The following is a 16554-nucleotide window of genomic DNA, read 5'->3' as shown; positions in this document are numbered from 1 at the left end:
CAACCATGCCCGAAGTCGCACTCGACCATATAGCACGTGCATTCGATTAAGGCGCGAGGTCGGCCACCTTCACCCGAACGTGTGGCGCGACTATCGTCGGCGCCATGAGTGATCATGTGCGCGACCTGGCGTCTGTACGCGAAGCGACCGACCGGCTGCTCGCCGCGATCAGCACCCTGGACAACGCCGCCGTGGCCGAGCCGTCACGGCTTCCGGGCTGGAGCCGCGGTCACGTGCTCGCCCACCTCGCCCGGAACGCGGACGCTTTGATCAACGTCCTCGGGGGCCGACCCATGTATGTCGGCGCCGAGGCGCGCGACGCCGACATCGAGCGGGACGCCCCGCGCGGGCTGCGTGAGCAGATCGAGGACGTCCGCGCGAGCGCGGAGCGGTTCGCGCGGGCGGGATCGGAGGACGGGGACTGGGAGCGGACGGTCGAGCTCCGCAACGGTGTCACCGACCGTGCCTCCCGTGTCCCCTTCCGCCGGCTCGTCGAGGTGGAGCTGCACCATGTGGACCTCGGGATCGGGTACGAGCTGGAGGACCTGTCGGAGGAGTTCACCCAACGGGAGATCAACTTCCTCGCAGCCCGCTTCCGCAACCACCAGAACCTGCCCTCTCTGCTGATCAAGCAGGACGACGGACGGATGATCCCCACCGGCGCCGTGCAGACGTACCCCCTGGAAGAGATCGAGGCGGGCGCGGTCCCGGAGGCGTCGGGTCTCGTCGTCCAGGGCCGCCAGGCGGAGCTGCTGGGCTGGCTGTCGGGCCGCAGGAAGGGCGAGGCCCTGACCGTGGACCGAGGCTCCCTGCCCGCGCTGCCCCCGCTATAGGCTGAGCCCATGACGTACAGCGGAACGGTGAAGGTCGGCGGCCCGGCGGACGTGCACGAGCTGCAGAGCCTGATGATCTCCAAGGTCGCGGTCGGGCCGATGGACAACAACGCCTATCTGCTGCGCTGCCGCGCGACCGACCAGCAACTCCTGATCGACGCGGCGAACGAGCCGGAGACGCTACTGCGCCTCATCGGTGACGACGGCATAGCGGCCGTCGTCACCACCCACCGGCACGGTGACCACTGGCAGGCGCTCTCGGAGGTCGTCGCGGCGACCGGCGCGCGCACGTACGCGGGGCGCGACGACGTCGAGGGCATCCCGGTGGCGACCGACGTGGCCGTGGCCGACGGGGACACGATCGAGTTCGGCCAGATCTCCCTCACGGCCCGCCACCTGGTGGGCCACACGCCCGGCTCCATCGCACTGGTCTACGACGACCCGCACGGCCACCCGCACGTCTTCACCGGTGACTGCCTCTTCCCGGGCGGCGTGGGCAACACCCGGAAGGACCCGCAGGCCTTCACCAGCCTCATCGACGACGTGGAGACGAAGATCTTCGTGCCGCTCCCGGACGAGACGTGGGTCTACCCGGGGCACGGCAACGACACGACTCTGGGTGCCGAGCGGCCGCATCTGCAGGAGTGGCGCGCGCGGGGCTGGTGACCCAAGGGGGCCGCACAGGGCGGGTGTTCACGAACTTGCAACACCCGTTCCCACCATGCGGACAGTTGACCGTCTGACCTCGACAGACGGGCCTGAGCGCTGCCAGTCTCCCGCCATGCCTCTCGTCAACCGCACCGTGCGTCTTGCCGTCTGCTCCACCGTGGTCATCGCCGCAACGGCGGCCTGCGCCCCCGAATCCGAGAACTCCGGAAACGCGACCGGGGACAAGCCCGCGACCGCCTCCTCCTGCGCTCCCGGCAAGCTGTCCACGGTGGCCTCCAGGAAGCTCACCGTGGGGACCGACAAGCCCGCCTACGCCCCCTGGTTCCAGGACGACGACCCGGCCAACGGCAAGGGCTTCGAGTCGGCCGTCGCGTACGCCGTGGCGAAGCAGCTCGGATACCCGAAGTCTCAAGTGGTCTGGCAGACCGTTCCGTTCAACAGTTCCTTCGCTCCGGGCGCCAAGAAATTCGACTTCGACATCAACCAGGTGTCTATCAGTAAGGCGCGCAAGACGGCCGTGGCGTTCTCCTCGGGCTACTACGACGTGCGGCAGGCCGTCGTCGCCCTGAAGTCCTCCAAGGCGGCCGGGGCCAAGACCGTGGCCGACCTCAAGGACGTGAAACTGGGCGCCCAGGTCGGCACCACCAGCCTCGACTTCATCAACGACCTGGTGAAGCCGACCCAGAAGCCCGCCGTCTACCAGAAGAACGACTTCGCCAAGTCCGCCCTGAAGAACGGCCAGGTGGACGCGATCGTCGTCGATCTGCCGACCGCCTTCTACATCACGGGCGCCGAGGTCACCGACGCCAAGGTGGTGGGCCAGTTCGAGAACTCCGCCGGCACTCCCGAGCAGTTCGGCCTCGTCCTCGACAAGGAGAGCGAGCTCACCTCGTGCGTGACGGGCGCCGTGGACTCGCTCCGCAAGGACGGCACGCTCGCCTCCTTGGAGAAGAAGTGGCTGTCCGAGGCCGTCGACGCCCCGGTGCTCAAGTGACCGTCGCCAAACAGCCCGCCACCGAAGGGGACTCCTACGTCCCCTCCGAGCGACGCATGGCCCGCGAGCGCTACAAGCGGGCCCGCACACAGCGCGCGACCGCCATCGCCGCGCTGAGCACCCTGGTGACGGGCGCCGTCCTGTTCGTCGTCGTCACCCGGTCCCCCGGCTGGGACCGCACGAAGGAAACCTTCTTCAGTGCGCACTACGCGCGCGTGGCGCTGCCCGACGTCCTGGAAGGGCTGTGGCTGAACGTACGCCTTCTGGCGGTGTGCGGGGCGTGCGTGCTCGTCCTCGGGATGCTGCTGGCCCTGGCGCGGACCCTGCGGGGCCCGGTGTTCTTCCCACTGCGGGCCCTGGCCACGGCGTACACGGACTTCTTTCGTGGACTGCCGCTCATCATCTGCCTGTTGCTGGTCATCTTCGGTGTGCCCGCCCTGCGTCTCCAGGGCGTCACCACGGATCCCGTACTCCTGGGAGGGGCCGCGCTGGTGCTGACGTACTCGGCGTACGTCGCCGAGGTGTTCCGCGCCGGCATCGAGTCGGTGCACTCCTCCCAGCGGGCCGCGGCGCGTTCCCTGGGGCTCAGCAACCGCCAGACGCTGCGCTACGTAGTGCTCCCCCAGGCAGTGCGCCGCGTCGTACCGCCCCTGCTGAACGACCTGGTGTCGCTGCAGAAGGACACCGGGCTCGTCTCCATCGGAGGCGCGGTGGACGCCGTGTACGCGGCGCAGATCATCGCCAGCAAGGACTTCAACTACACGCCCTATGTGGTCGCGGGTCTGGTGTTCGTCGCCCTCACCATCCCCATGACCCGCTTCACGGACTGGGTGACGGCCCGTATGGACCGGCGCCGGGCTCAAGGAGGCCTCGTATGACCGAGCCCGTGCTGCGGATGCGGTCGGTGCGCAAGACGTTCGGCGAGAGCGTGGTGCTGCGCGACGTGGACCTCGATGTCGCCCCGCACACCGTGACGGCGTTGATCGGCGCCTCCGGATCGGGAAAGTCGACGCTGCTGCGCTGCGCCAATCTCCTGGAGGAGATCGACGACGGGGCGATCTGGCTGGACGGTGCGGAGATCACCGACCCGCGGACGGACGCGGACGCCGTACGGCGCCGGATCGGGATCGTGTTCCAGGCGTACAACCTGTTCCCGCACATGACCGTCCTGGAGAACATCACGCTGGCACCGCGCCGGGTGCACGGTGTCGCGCGGAAGACGGCCGAGGAGCACGCCAGAGAGCTGCTGGAACGTCTCGGACTCGGCGCGAAGGCCGACGAGTACCCGGACCGGCTCAGCGGCGGCCAGCAGCAGCGTGCGGCGATCGTGCGCGCGCTCGCCGTCCGGCCGCGCCTGCTGCTCCTCGACGAGATCACCGCGGCTCTCGACCCGGAGCTGGTGGGAGAAGTCCTCGATGTCGTACGCGACTTGAAGGGCGAGGGCATGACCATGGTCCTGGCCACGCACGAGATGAGCTTCGCGCGCGAGGTCGCCGACCAGGTGTGTTTCCTGGAAGGCGGCGTCGTCCTCGAACACGGCACTCCTGAAGCCGTCTTCGGCGATCCGCGGCAGGAACGCACACGGCAGTTCCTGCGACGGATCGTCGAGGCGGGGCGCCTCTAGTGCGTGTGTAGAGAGCCCTAGCCGCCTAGGCGGTCGCTGTGCCGGGTGCGGCCAGCGCCGCTACCCGCTCCACCCCGAAGACGTACCCCTGCACGCCGCATCCGGCGATCACTCCGTCGGCGCGGTGCGACACGTAGGAGTGGTGCCGGAACTCCTCGCGCTGGTGGACGTTGGAGATGTGGACCTCGATCACCGGCAGGCCGTCGCAGGCGTTGAGCGCGTCCAGGATCGCCACCGACGTGTGCGAGTAGGCGGCCGGGTTGATGACGATGCCCACATGGTTCTCGCGGGCCTCGTGGATCCAGTCGACCAGCTCGCCCTCGTGGTTGGACTGCCGGAAGTCCACGGAGGCGCCCTGGGCCGCGGCCGCCTTCACGCACAGGGCCTCGATGTCGGCGAGGGTGTCGTGGCCGTAGATCTCCGGCTGGCGCTTGCCGAGCAGGTTCAGGTTGGGGCCGTTGAGAACCATGATCGGGGCGCTGGCGAGGGTGTGCGGCACTGGGACCTCCGTACGTCGGGCGGTTGCTCCCTGAGGGTCTATCACGGGCTCTTCGCGCGGCGGACGTCGGCCGACACGGACCGCGCGCTGGATCGTCGAGCGCACTCGTGCGCCTCTTGCCGCGCTCTCGTACGCCCCGTAACCAGCGTCGATCACGGGTAGTTGCCGCGTCATGCGCACTTCTCACCGTCCGTCACTGCCACGCCTCGCCGCGGCCGCCCTGGTCGGAACCGCCATCGAGTTCTTCGACTTCTTCGTCTACGGAACCGCTGCGGCGCTCGTCCTCGGTCCGCTCTTCTTCCCGACGTTCTCTCCGCTGGCGGGAACTCTCGCGGCCTTCGCGACATTCGGAGTGGGCTTTGTGGCGAGACCGCTCGGGTCGGTCCTGTTCGGGCACATCGGGGACCGTCGCGGCCGGCGTCCCGTCATGGTCGGCTCGCTGGTGCTGACCGGGGCGACGACCGTCGCGGTCGGGTTCGTGCCCACGTACGCGTCGATCGGGGTGGCCGCTCCCCTGCTCCTGCTTCTGTTGCGCTTTCTGCAGGGACTCGGCCTGGGAGGCGAATGGGGCGGGGCGGTCCTGCTGACGGCCGAGCATGCGCCCGCCGGGCGGCGCGGCCTGTGGGCGAGCCTTCCGCAGATCGGCCCCTCGGCGGGGTTCCTGCTGGCCAACGGGATCATGCTCGCCCTGTCGACGACGCTCACCGACGCCCAGTTCGCGACCTGGGGCTGGCGGGTACCTTTCTGGGCCGCCGGTGTCCTGGCCCTGGTCGGCCTGTGGCTGCGCTCCTCTTTGGTCGAGAGTCCCGCTTTCCTCGCCATGGAGGAGCCCGCGCGGCTGCCGCTCGCCGAGGTGGTGCGCGGCCACGGAAGGCTGGTGCTGCTGACGGCCGGCGCGCTCGCCGTCGGGTACGCGATCTTCTACTCGGTGACGACGTGGTCGCTCGCCTACGGGGTGGAGCGGCTGGGCGTGAGCCGCAGCGTCATGCTGACCTGCATCATGGCGGCCGTCGTCGTCAAGGGTTCGCTGACACCGGTGGCAGCCCTGCTGGGAGACAGGTTCGGGCGACGGCCCGTCTGCATCGCGGGCTGCGCCGTGGCCGTGGTGTGGATGGTGCCGATGGTGGCTCTGCTGTCCACGGGGGAACCGCTGTTGATGTTCCTGGGGTTCCTGGTGGCTCTGCTCGCGTTCATCGCGATGTTCGCCGTGATCGCCGCATATCTGCCGGAACTGTACGAGCCGCGGGTGCGTTGTACGGGTGCCGCCGTCGGCTACAACCTGGGCGGCGTGCTGGGCGGGGCGCTGACGCCGATCGTGGCGACGGCGCTTGCCGGTGAGGGAGCGGGGGTTCCATGGGGTGTGGGGTTGTATCTGTCGGGAGTCGCGGCGCTGAGCCTGGGATGTTTCGTGCTGCTTCCGGAGACGGCGCCCGCCGTGGTGGCGCGGGACGCCGTCACGGCGTGACGGCGAGTTCCACGTACGCGGCGAGGATCACCAGATGCACGCCGCCCTGGAGCGGTGTCGCCCGTCCGGGGACGATGGTCAGGGTGCTGACCACAAGGGTCAGCGCGAGCAGCACCATGTGCGTGGCGCCGAGACCGAGGACCAGCGGCCCCGACAGCCAGAACGAGGCGATGGCGACGGCCGGCACGGTCAGCCCGATGCTGGCCATCGCCGAGCCGAGCGCGAGGTTGAGGCTCGTCTGCACGCGGTCGCGCCGGGCGGCGCGCAGCGCCGCGATCGTCTCCGGCAGCAGGACGAGCAGCGCGATGATCACGCCGACGACGGCCTGTGGCATGCCCGCCGCCTCCACGCCGTGTTCGATCGTCTTGGAGACGCCCTTGGCGAGCCCGACGACTCCGATGAGGGCCAGACCGAGGAGACCGAGGCTGAACAGCGCGGTGCGCGTCGTCGGGGCTTCGGCGTGGTCGTCGGCGTCGATGACCACGCCCTGCCGGGAGATCGGCAGGAAGTAGTCGCGGTGCCGTACGGTCTGCGTCGCGACGAAGAGCCCGTACAGGACGAGCGCGGAGACGGCCGAGAAGACCAGCTGTGACGTGGAGAACTCGGGTCCGAGCCTGCTCGTCGTGAACGTCGGCAGGACCAGGCACAGCGTGGCCAGGGTGGCGACGGTGGCCAGGGCGCTGCCGGTGCCCTCCGACTGGAAGATCGCGACGCGGTGGCGGAGGGAGGCCGCGAGGAGGCTGACGCCGACGATGCCGTTGCAGGTGATCATGACGGCTGCGAACACCGTGTCCCGGGCGAGGGTCGAGCTCTTGGCCCCGCCGTCGGCCATCAGTGTGACGATGAGCGCCACCTCAATGATCGTGACGGCGACGGCGAGCACGAGCGAGCCGAAGGGTTCACCGACGCGGTGGGCGACGACCTCAGCGTGGTGGACGGCCGCGAGGACGGATCCGGCGAGGACGACGGAGACGACGGCGACCAGGAAACCCGGCAATTCGCGCCCCCACGTGCACCCGAGCAGCACGATCGCCAGGACCGGGACGAGGACGGTCCACCGCGTGGCCAGTACCCGAAGTCTGGTGATCATGCCTTTGATGGTGCCCGGGGCGGGGTGGGGGCGCGACCTGGCTCAGCGCCTGTTCACCGGATCCGGCTCAGCTCACTTCAGCTCGCGCGAGTCCTTCAGATCGCAGTTGGTGAAGGCCGGCGGGCGGGTACACAGGGCCGAGAGCTGTTCGTTGAGCTTGGTGACCTCGGGGCGTTTGTTGCTGCGCATGGCGTCGTCGTAGGACTCGAACTCGATGATCGCGAGGTAGCGTCCCGTCTTCTCCCGGTCCTGGAGCATGATGCGGTGCGTCGGGCCGCCGGGCGTGCCCTGCATCTGCCGCTCGAACCGGTCGAGCAGTTCCCGCATCTCGTCCATCCGCTGCGACTCGAAGTCGATGATCTGGACGAACTTCTGGCTCATGGGGTCCTCCCCCTCGTGCCGTCGCGCCCCGGGGCCGGGACACGCTCAGGGCACAAGCAAGCACCGGGAGGGATGTGCGGCAATCGGCCGCGCACCCCTCCCGGTGCTGGTAATCCCTACGCCTGGTGGTGTCAGGCCTCGATGCTGTCCTTCTGAGCCTCTTCGGCCGCGTCGCGCTCGGCCTGCTTCTTCGAGGCGATGAGGCTGGTGATCGTCGTGATGATCAGGACGCCGCAGATGACGGCGAGCGAGACCGGGATCGAGATCTCCGGTACGTGCACACCGGACTCGTGCAGGGCGTGCAGGATCAGTTTCACTCCGATGAAGCCGAGGATCACCGACAGGCCGTAGCTGAGGTGGACCAGCTTCTTGAGCAGGCCGCCGATGAGGAAGTACAGCTGGCGCAGACCCATCAGGGCGAAGGCGTTCGCCGTGAAGACGATGTACGGGTCCTGAGTCAGACCGAAGATCGCCGGGATCGAGTCCATCGCGAACAGCACATCGGTCATGCCGATGGCGAGCATGACGACCAGGAGCGGCGTCATGACCTTCTTGCCGTGCTGCTGGATGAACAGCTTCGTGCCGTGGTACCGGTCCGCGACGCCGAACTTCTTTTCGACCGACTTCAGGAGGCGGTTCTCCTCGAAGTCCTCTTCCTCGTCGTCCGCCAGGGCCTCCTTGATGAGCTTCCAGGCGGTGTAGATGAGGAAGGCACCGAAGAGGTAGAAGACCCACGAGAAGCTGGAGATGATCGCGGCGCCCGCCGCGATGAAGATCGCCCGCAGCACGAGGGCGATGAGCACGCCGAAGAGCAGCACGCGCTGCTGCAGATGGGTCGGCACCGAGAACTTCGCCATGATCAGGATGAAGACGAAGAGATTGTCGACGCTGAGCGACTTCTCGGTGATGAAGCCGGCGAAGAACTCGCCACCGGCCTGGCCGCTGCCCCAGATCGTCACGCCGATCCCGAAGAGCGCGGCCAGGGCGATCCAGACCACGGTCCAGATGCCGGCTTCCTTGATCGACACGTCATGGGGCTTGCGCCCGATGAAGAAGTCGACCGCGATCAGGGCGCTCAGACCAAGAATGGTCAGCACCCACAGGGTCATCGATACGTCCACTGCGCCTCCGGCGTCGTACGGCTACTGATCAGCGTCGTCGCTGCCGGAGGTCTCTTCCACCCGAGCCCCGGACCGGGGCTTCGGGCCGACGCCCCGGGATCGACGGCCATGGGGCCGGGTCGTCCGTATTGACGGGCACGTCGCGTATGGGAGTACTCCCCTCCGCGTCAAGAAGAGTACTTGAAAGACCCATGAGAGGTAAAGGTTTCAGTAAAGAGATCACCAAGTGTGCAGGTCAGAGGCCCCTTGCCTGCCGAGCTTTCGCCACCTCCGCGAGGACTTGAGGCAAGATCGCGCTGCCGTGCGGGATCGTCGGCGGCTCGTACGTCCATGCGTGCCCGACCCAGGGGTCGGCGAGGTGATCGTCGGGTACCGGCGTCAGCCGCATCAGGGCTCGCCACAGCGGGTCGAGGAGCGGACCGTACTCGGCGGCGTCCGTGCGGTCGGCGACCAGCATCAGATGGACTCCGACCTGCGGGCCCTCGTCCGCGAGGTAGCGAAGCCGGGTGATGGCGCGGTCGTCGAAGCCGTGCGGGAAGTCGTGCACGACGAGCAGCTGCTGGGCCGTGTCGAAGTCGGGCGGCAGGGAGTCGGCGGCGCCCGCGCGGATCGCCATCTGCACGAGATCGACCCGCTCGGTGAGCCGGGTCAGCGTCTCGGAGACGCCTGCCGCTCCCCTGGCGGGAGGACCCGCGAGCACCCCGGCGTCGACCAGTGGGGCCAGGGCGCCCGCCGCCGTGCCCGCCGGATCGATGACGTGCACGCTGAACTCGCCCGCCGGATACGCCGCGAGCAACCGGGCGACATGGACGACGGCGATGTGCGCGGCGCGGGCCCGCAACGTGTCGGCGTCGGTGAGCGCGTCACCGGAGGAGGCACCCGCGTCGATCCACAGCCCGCGCTCCAGTGGCAGCCGCACGAGCATCGGGACGTGCAGGCCCGCACTGTCGCTCTCCGGCAGGCTCAGATCGCCCAGGCGCACGGCCATGGGGTACTCCATGGGGCTGCGGTAGGCGTGCCAGCACGGGTTGTCCCAGCCGGCGTACGGGGCCGGGAGCGCGGGTTCGACGACCTCGGACTCGGCGACGAGTTGCGCCAGGTCCCGGTCGAGGGCCTCTCGGGCGCGGTCGACGAGGTCGCCGTGCTTGGCCCGCGCGGCCTCGCGGGCGGCGTCGCCCTGGCTGCCGATGCGGCTGCGCGGGTCGGACAGGCCGGAGAAGATGCGGTCGAGCTCCTGCTCCATGCGGGAGTCGGCGAAGTCCACGGCGCTGCGATACGCGGCGGTGGTGCGGGCCAGGTCCTCGAACATGCCCCACACCTGGTTGTAGAGCCGCTCCTCCAGGGTCCAGCCGGTGGCGTCGCCCGCGACCGGCGCGGCCGGCCTGCCGGGCTCGGCGGCCTGTGCGGCAGGCGGGGGCGGAGCCTGACGGCGTGGGTGGCTGTAGTCGATGGGGCCGCTCGGGCCGGTGGCGGCCGAGGGTGCGGGCGTGGGCGGCAGCGTGCCGGAGGCGTGGCCGGCCGTGGCCGCGGCGCGTACCTGTGTCTCGTCCGTCGCACGCGGCGGGGGCGCCACCGCGCGGGCCAGGCTCTGGGCGACGGCGTCGTGGATGGTGCCCGCCAGGGCCTGCGCGTCCGGCAGTCCCTGGTCGGCGAGGAGCGCGGCGAGGCCGTCGGCGTAGCCCTGACCGATGGCACGCACCTTCCAGGCGCCTTGCCTGCGGTACAGCTCCAGGGCGACGACGGCCGACTCGGAGTCGAGGTCGGTGACGGTGTAACTGGCCTGCTCGGCGCCGTCGAGTCCGGTGACCGCGACGAAGGGGGCGGCCACCGCGCCGAAGCGGGTCGGCCCGCCGGTGCCGACGGGCAGGGCGAGCAGCACGGTGACGCGGTGCACGTCCTGCGGCATCGCGTCCAGGTCGACGGCGAGGCGGTGGTCGGCCGCCGCCTGTCGCGGTACTTCGAGACCCGGCAGGGCGGGCGCGCCGGGGTGAGCGACGCGTGCGACGCCGTGCACGGTGCCCCGATCGTCGGCGAGCGTGGCGCCCGCGACGACCGGGTGGCCGGCCGACACCCGGATCTCCAGACGGGTCTGGGTGAGGGGGTGGTTCTGGCCCCTCACCAGTTCGGCCGCCATCGTCGGCCCGCTAGAGGCCGGGCAGGATGGAGGGCATCAGGTCCTGGAACGTGCGGCCGTTGGCCGGCGTGCCCAGGGCCGTCATCTTCCAGCCCGCTCCGTCCCGGTGCACCTTGGCCATGATCTGCGCCGTGTACTGGCCGCCGCCGTCGAGCGTGAAGCGGGCCAGCTCCTGGCCGTTCGTCTCGTCGACCAGACGGCAGAACGCGTTCTGCACTTCCTGGAAGGTCTGGCCCGTGAACGAGTTGACCGTGAAGACGATCTGGTCGATGTGAACGGGGACGCGCGCGAGGTCGACGAGGATCGACTCGTCGTCACCGCCCTGTCCCGCGCCGCCGACCAGGTTGTCACCGGTGTGCTTGACCGAGCCGTCGTCGCTGACGAGGTGGCGGAAGAAGACCACGTCCACCGGCTGCTTGTCGGCGAAGAGGACCGCGGAGGCGTCGAGGTCGATCTCGCGGGTGCGGGTGCCGAACAGGCCCCGCCGGGGAGCCGCCTGCCAGCCGAGTCCCATCCGCACGGCGGTGAGGGTGCCTCCGCCCTGCTTCTCGAGGCTGATGGCCTGCCCCTTGTCCAAGCTGATGCCCACGCGCTGTCCCCTCTCGTGCTGTCCCCTGTTGCCGCGGCGCATGCGCGGTTGGTCAAACCCTAGAGGGCGACACTGACAGCACCGCCACCGCGGGCGGAATATTGTGTCGGTCTTGCAACACAGCCACGCCATTCCGCCCGTCGCGGCAGGTCAGGCGAGGCCCGCCTCCTTCATCTGCCGGAGCTCCTTCTTCATCTCCGACACCTCGTCGCGCAGGCGTGCCGCGATCTCGAACTGGAGGTCGGCCGCCGCGGCCCGCATCCGCTCGGTCAGCTCCTCGATCTGCCCCGAGAGTTCGGCGGCGGGACGGTCGGTGGGCACGGTCGGCTCCGCCTTGCCGCGCTTCTTCTTGCCCGTGTCCGCCTTGCCGAGCGAGGGGACGGGGGCCTTGGCACCCTTTCCGTCCTTGCCGCCCTTGCGGTAGCCGGTGCCGAGCAGCGCCTCCGTGTCGACGTCCTCGCGCGCGATGGACGCCACGATGTCGTTGATCTTCTTGCGCAGGGGCTGCGGGTCGATGCCGTTCGCCTCGTTGTACGCGATCTGCTTCTCCCGGCGGCGGTTGGTCTCGTCGATGGCCTTCTCCATCGCCGGGGTGATCTTGTCGGCGTACATGTGGACCTGCCCCGACACGTTTCGCGCGGCACGGCCGATGGTCTGGATCAAGGACGTCCCGGAGCGCAGGAAGCCTTCCTTGTCGGCGTCGAGGATCGCCACCAGGGACACCTCGGGCAGGTCGAGGCCCTCACGCAGCAGGTTGATGCCGACCAGGACGTCGTACTCGCCGGCGCGCAGCTCGCGCAGCAGCTCGACACGGCGCAGGGTGTCCACGTCGCTGTGCAGGTAGCGCACCTGGATGCCCAGCTCCAGGAAGTAGTCCGTGAGGTCCTCGGCCATCTTCTTGGTGAGCGTGGTGACGAGGACGCGCTCGTCCTTCTCGGTGCGCGTACGGATCTCGTGCACCAGGTCGTCGATCTGCCCCTCGGTGGGCTTGACGACGACCTCGGGGTCGATGAGGCCCGTGGGGCGGATGATCTGCTCGACGTAGCCGTCCGAGCGGGCCAGCTCGTAGTTGCCCGGCGTCGCCGACAGGTAGACGGTCTGGCCGATGCGCTCCTGGAACTCCTCCCACTTCAGGGGGCGGTTGTCGAGCGCGGACGGCAGTCGGAAGCCGTGGTCCACCAGGGTGCGCTTGCGGGAGGCGTCGCCCTCGTACATGGCGCCGATCTGCGGCACGGTGACGTGCGACTCGTCGATGACGAGCAGGAAGTCGTCCGGGAAGTAGTCGAGCAGCGTGTTCGGCGGGGAGCCGGGCTCGCGGCCGTCGAAGTGCATCGAGTAGTTCTCCACGCCGGAGCAGGAGCCGATCTGGCGGAGCATCTCGAGGTCGTACGTGGTCCGCATGCGCAGCCGCTGGGCCTCGAGCATCTTGCCCTGCTTCTCCAGCTCGGTGAGGCGCTCGCCCAGTTCCTTCTCGATGTCGTTCGCCGCGCGCTCCAGGCGCTCGGGGCCCGCCACGTAGTGCGTCGCCGGGAAGATGTACAGCGACTCGTCGTCGCTGATCACCTCTCCGGTGAGCGGGTGGAGGGTGGACAGCGACTCGATCTCGTCGCCGAACATCTCGATGCGGACCGCGAGCTCCTCGTAGACGGGGAAGATCTCGATGGTGTCGCCGCGCACCCGGAAGGTGCCGCGCGTGAACGCCAGGTCGTTGCGCGTGTACTGGATGTCTACGAAGCGGCGCAGCAGGTCGTCACGGTCGATCTCGTCGCCGACCTTCAGCTGGACCATGCGGTCCACGTACTCCTGCGGCGTGCCGAGGCCGTAGATGCAGGAGACGGAGGCGACCACGATGACGTCGCGGCGGGTCAGCAGCGAGTTCGTCGCCGAGTGGCGCAGGCGCTCCACCTCCTCGTTGATCGAGGAGTCCTTTTCGATGTACGTGTCCGACTGCGGGACGTACGCCTCGGGCTGGTAGTAGTCGTAGTACGAGACGAAGTACTCGACCGCGTTGTTCGGCAGCAGCTCGCGGAACTCGTTCGCCAGCTGGGCGGCCAGCGTCTTGTTCGGCGCCATCACCAGGGTGGGGCGCTGGAGCTTCTCGATCATCCACGCAGTGGTGGCGGACTTGCCGGTGCCGGTCGCGCCGAGCAGGACGACGTCCTTCTCACCTGCTGTGACGCGCTTCTCCAGCTCGGCGATGGCCGCGGGCTGGTCACCGCTGGGCTGGTACGGGCTGACGACCTCGAAAGGTGCCACCGTGCGTTCGATCTTGGATACGGGCCGCATGGAATCAACCGTACGACCCACCACTGACAACCGGGCCGGATCAGCCCTCGGAAGGGGGCGTCACCAGTCCTGCGGGGTGCGCGGCGGCGCCTGTCGGCCGAAGGCCCGACGCGCGCGACGGCCCTGACTGCGGCTCCGGCTCCGGCTCGGGGTGCGGGTGGCCGAGGCGCCGCCGCGGTGGTCCGCCGCCTCCTGGGCGTCGCGCCAGTCGGGGCGGCCCATGACCATCAGCGGATCGAACATGACGACCACGCCGGCCAGGAGGAGGAAGCAGAGCGGGCCGATCATCATGGGCGCGATGATGCCGGCGGCCGTGTCGCCTCCTGGGTTGCCGGTGACGGAGCCCTGCACATGGACGCTGACGCCCGTCATCGCCATGTAGTGCATGCCGGACACGGCGAGTCCCATGACGAGGCTCGCGCCCAGGCTCCAGAGGATGCCGCGGACCTGCACGGCGGCCCACAGGGCGAGGGTGGCGGCCACCATGGCGATCACTACGGAGGCCGCCACAGTGAAGATGTTGTACTGAATCGCCCCGTGAAGGCGCATTCCGGCCATTCCGAGGTAGTGCATCGTGGCGACGCCCAGTCCGGTAATGGTGCCCCCGGTGAACAGGGCGGGGCCGGTCGCTCCCTTGTAGCCGACGATGAAGACACCGACGCCGACCATGACGATGGCGACTCCGAGACTCGCGAACGTCGTGGCCATGTCGTAGTGGATCGGCACCCCCTTGACGGAGAAGCCCATCATCGCGATGAAGTGCATCGTCCAGATGCCCGAGCCGATCGCGGCCGAGCCGAGCGCGAGCCAGCCGGCCCGCCAGGTGCTGGCCACGAGAAGCGATCTGGTCGTGCAGCGCAAGCCCAGAGCGCCTCCCAGGCAGGCCATGAGATAGGCCACCACCGGTGTGACGAGTCCATAACTGAAGCCGTCGACCGTGCCCTGCATGTGTCGCAGCCCTTCCGCCCTGTTGTGCCGTGAGGTGCCTTGCCGGTGCCCCCTGGGCGACCACTGGAGTGGCCGCGGTTGAGCCTGAGATTAAAGCCCACGCGGGAACGTCCGAACGATTTTCCGGCAAAGAGTCCTGGCGTCCGACACGGGGGTCGTCCCAGTTGGATAACTCCGTTCAACCTCTGACCATCCTTCGCCTGTGTTCTGTTGGCTCCGGACTGTCACGCTCGTGCCGTCCGTGATCTCACGACCCATGAGGAGCAGACGTGTCCGCACGCACAGCAGTCGCACTGGCCTCCGTCACCGGTTCGGCCGTCATCGGTGTTCTGGTCCTGCCCACGGCGGCCCAGGCCGCCTCCGATTCGGCCCGACACGACGGCCCTGTGGTCGTCGCCCATCGGGGTGCCTCCGCCTACGCCCCCGAAAATACGCTCGAGGCCATCGACAAGGCGGACCGGCTCGGCTTCGACTGGGTCGAGAACGACGTGCAGCGCACCAAGGACGGCGCCCTGGTCGTCCTGCACGACACCACCCTGTCGCGCACCACCGACGTCGAGCAGCTCTATCCCGACCGCGCTCCGTGGAACGTGAAGGACTTCACCGCCGCCGAGATCGCCAAGCTGGACGCGGGCAGCTGGAAGGGCGCCGAGTTCACGGGGGCACGGATCCCGACGCTGCACCAGTACCTGAGGCGGGTGGAGCACAACCACCAGAAGCTCCTCATGGAGATCAAGTCGCCCGAGCTGTACCCGGGCATCGAGGACCAGATCCTGCGGCAGCTGGGCAGGGACGGCTGGCTGACGCGCGGGCACGTCAAGCACCGGCTGGTCATCCAGAGCTTCGACGCCGCCAGCGTCCGGACGGTGCACGAGCGGCGGCCGGACATCACGACCGGGTTCCTGGGCACGCCCGCCGTGGCCGAGCTGCCCGCGTACGCGACGTTCGCCGATCAGATCAACCCGTCGAACACGACGATCGGCGCGGACTACGTCGCCGCGGCGCACGCGTTCAAGGGGCCGCACGGCAAGCCCCTCGAGGTCTACACGTGGACCGTCAACGACGCGGCGGCCGCACAGCGGGTGGCCGGGTACGGCGTCGACGGGATCATCACGAACAACCCCGACGTGGTGCGTGAGGCGCTGGACGACTGAGCCTCGCCCGGCGTTGTCAGTGGCCCGCCGTACCGTGGTCGGCATGGACGCCACCGGGCAGAACGAGCAGGGCACGGCCGCCGCAGGGCAGCAGGTCGTGTGGGCCGTCGTGGGCAGTGACATCGGGCCGCTGCTACTGGCGGCGACGAGGGACGGTCTGGTGAGCGTGGTCTTCCACGCCACCGACGCGGTACGGGACAAGGCGCTCGGCCGGATCGGCTCCCGCTTCGGGACCGAGCCGGTCGAGGCACCGGACTCTCCGCTGCTCGCCGAGGCGATACGGCAGTTGGCGGAGTACTTCGCCGGGCGGCGCCGCGACTTCGAGCTGCCGCTCGACTGGTCGCTGATCACCGGGTTCAACCGGGAGGTGCTGCGCGAGCTGGCGGCCGGGGTGTCGTACGGCGCGGTCGTGGGGTACGGCGATCTGGCCCGGCGGGTCGGTCAGCCGGCCGCCGCTCAGGCCGTGGGGGCGGCGATGGGGGCGAATCCGCTGCCGGTCGTGGTGCCGTGCCATCGGGTCGTGGAGCGCGATGGGGGTATCGGGGGGTTCGGGGGCGGGCTGGAGACGAAGCGGAAGCTGCTCGCGCTGGAAGGGGTGCTGCCCGAGCCGCTGTTCTGAGAGGGGCTCGGGGCTGGGGGTTATCGCCCTAGGGCGTGTGTCGAAAGTCCTGCCTGCCCCGCGGCGTCTGGCACGCACGCTCGCGGCGTTGCCGAAACGCCCTAATAGCTCCGCTATGAGGACGCTCCGGCGCCTTGCGATCGCACGC

At 69.3% G+C, this 16554-nt stretch carries 16 protein-coding genes; 8 read left to right on the top strand and 8 right to left on the bottom strand.

Annotated elements, in window-relative coordinates:
* Nucleotides 1-104 precede the first annotated feature (104 nt).
* The 5 genes from ACFVDP_RS32905 (at nucleotide 105) to ACFVDP_RS32885 (ending at nucleotide 4120) form a co-directional block, all read left to right on the top strand.
* Nucleotides 105-833, top strand: coding sequence for a maleylpyruvate isomerase family mycothiol-dependent enzyme (locus tag ACFVDP_RS32905; RefSeq protein ID WP_383497782.1), 729 nt, complete (start codon nucleotides 105-107; stop codon nucleotides 831-833).
* Nucleotides 834-842: 9 nt separating this feature from the next.
* Entirely contained in the window at nucleotides 843-1499 is a 657-nt protein-coding gene (locus ACFVDP_RS32900) for an MBL fold metallo-hydrolase (protein ID WP_383497780.1), read from the top strand.
* 115 nt (nucleotides 1500-1614) lie between these two features.
* Nucleotides 1615-2496 (top strand): ABC transporter substrate-binding protein, encoded by an 882-nt coding sequence (locus ACFVDP_RS32895; RefSeq protein WP_383497778.1) that lies wholly within the window; start codon nucleotides 1615-1617, stop codon nucleotides 2494-2496.
* Entirely contained in the window at nucleotides 2493-3374 is an 882-nt protein-coding gene (locus tag ACFVDP_RS32890) for an amino acid ABC transporter permease (RefSeq protein WP_383497776.1), read from the top strand. Before ACFVDP_RS32895 ends, ACFVDP_RS32890 begins: the two co-directional genes overlap by 4 nt.
* Nucleotides 3371-4120: an amino acid ABC transporter ATP-binding protein gene (locus ACFVDP_RS32885; RefSeq protein WP_383497774.1), complete on the top strand. Its 750-nt coding sequence runs from the start codon at nucleotides 3371-3373 to the stop codon at nucleotides 4118-4120. The genes ACFVDP_RS32890 and ACFVDP_RS32885 overlap by 4 nt, the downstream gene beginning before the upstream one ends.
* A 25-nt stretch (nucleotides 4121-4145) precedes the next feature.
* Here the strand turns inward: ACFVDP_RS32885 and aroQ are convergent, their stop codons facing one another.
* The gene (gene aroQ, locus ACFVDP_RS32880) at nucleotides 4146-4619 is read right to left on the bottom strand and encodes a type II 3-dehydroquinate dehydratase (RefSeq protein WP_383497772.1); all 474 of its coding nucleotides are present in this window, start codon (nucleotides 4617-4619) and stop codon (nucleotides 4146-4148) included.
* A gap of 172 nt (nucleotides 4620-4791) precedes the next feature.
* On the opposite strand from aroQ, the gene ACFVDP_RS32875 reads away from it, so the two are divergent.
* The gene (locus ACFVDP_RS32875; RefSeq protein ID WP_383497770.1) at nucleotides 4792-6084 is read left to right on the top strand and encodes an MFS transporter; all 1293 of its coding nucleotides are present in this window, start codon (nucleotides 4792-4794) and stop codon (nucleotides 6082-6084) included.
* Here ACFVDP_RS32875 and ACFVDP_RS32870 read toward each other — a convergent pair.
* The 7 genes from ACFVDP_RS32870 to ACFVDP_RS32840 all read right to left on the bottom strand — a co-directional run bounded on the left by ACFVDP_RS32870 (nucleotide 6074) and on the right by ACFVDP_RS32840 (nucleotide 14633).
* Nucleotides 6074-7174 carry a calcium:proton antiporter gene (locus ACFVDP_RS32870; RefSeq protein WP_383497768.1) on the bottom strand — a complete coding sequence of 367 codons (1101 nt, stop codon included), beginning with the start codon at nucleotides 7172-7174 and terminating at the stop codon, nucleotides 6074-6076. The genes ACFVDP_RS32875 and ACFVDP_RS32870 overlap by 11 nt on opposite strands.
* A gap of 72 nt (nucleotides 7175-7246) precedes the next feature.
* A complete protein-coding gene (locus tag ACFVDP_RS32865) occupies nucleotides 7247-7555 on the bottom strand; it encodes a hypothetical protein (RefSeq protein WP_383497766.1) in 309 nt (102 codons plus the stop codon).
* A 131-nt stretch (nucleotides 7556-7686) separates the two neighbouring features.
* The gene (locus tag ACFVDP_RS32860) at nucleotides 7687-8676 is read right to left on the bottom strand and encodes a TerC family protein (protein WP_383497764.1); all 990 of its coding nucleotides are present in this window, start codon (nucleotides 8674-8676) and stop codon (nucleotides 7687-7689) included.
* Between the two features lie 235 nt (nucleotides 8677-8911).
* Entirely contained in the window at nucleotides 8912-10810 is a 1899-nt protein-coding gene (locus ACFVDP_RS32855; protein ID WP_383497762.1) for a TerD family protein, read from the bottom strand.
* A 10-nt stretch (nucleotides 10811-10820) separates the two neighbouring features.
* Complete coding sequence (locus ACFVDP_RS32850; protein ID WP_383497760.1) at nucleotides 10821-11441, bottom strand: TerD family protein; 621 nt, start codon at nucleotides 11439-11441, stop codon at nucleotides 10821-10823.
* A 108-nt stretch (nucleotides 11442-11549) separates the two neighbouring features.
* Entirely contained in the window at nucleotides 11550-13685 is a 2136-nt protein-coding gene (uvrB, locus tag ACFVDP_RS32845) for an excinuclease ABC subunit UvrB (protein WP_383497758.1), read from the bottom strand.
* A gap of 60 nt (nucleotides 13686-13745) precedes the next feature.
* Entirely contained in the window at nucleotides 13746-14633 is an 888-nt protein-coding gene (locus tag ACFVDP_RS32840) for an MHYT domain-containing protein (protein ID WP_383497756.1), read from the bottom strand.
* Nucleotides 14634-14902: 269 nt separating this feature from the next.
* Between ACFVDP_RS32840 and ACFVDP_RS32835 the strand changes: the two genes are divergently transcribed.
* Nucleotides 14903-15787 (top strand): glycerophosphodiester phosphodiesterase, encoded by an 885-nt coding sequence (locus ACFVDP_RS32835; protein ID WP_383497754.1) that lies wholly within the window; start codon nucleotides 14903-14905, stop codon nucleotides 15785-15787.
* A gap of 43 nt (nucleotides 15788-15830) precedes the next feature.
* On the top strand, nucleotides 15831-16406 hold the full coding sequence (locus tag ACFVDP_RS32830) for a methylated-DNA--[protein]-cysteine S-methyltransferase (RefSeq protein ID WP_383497752.1): 576 nt from the start codon (nucleotides 15831-15833) through the stop codon (nucleotides 16404-16406).
* Nucleotides 16407-16554: the final 148 nt, after the last annotated feature.

The sequence above is a fragment of the Streptomyces sp. NPDC057694 genome (assembly GCF_042799415.1).
Classification (GTDB): Bacteria; Actinomycetota; Actinomycetes; order Streptomycetales; family Streptomycetaceae; genus Streptomyces.
Note: the sequence above shows the minus strand (reverse complement) of the source record. Positions and strands in the feature narration are given on the sequence as shown.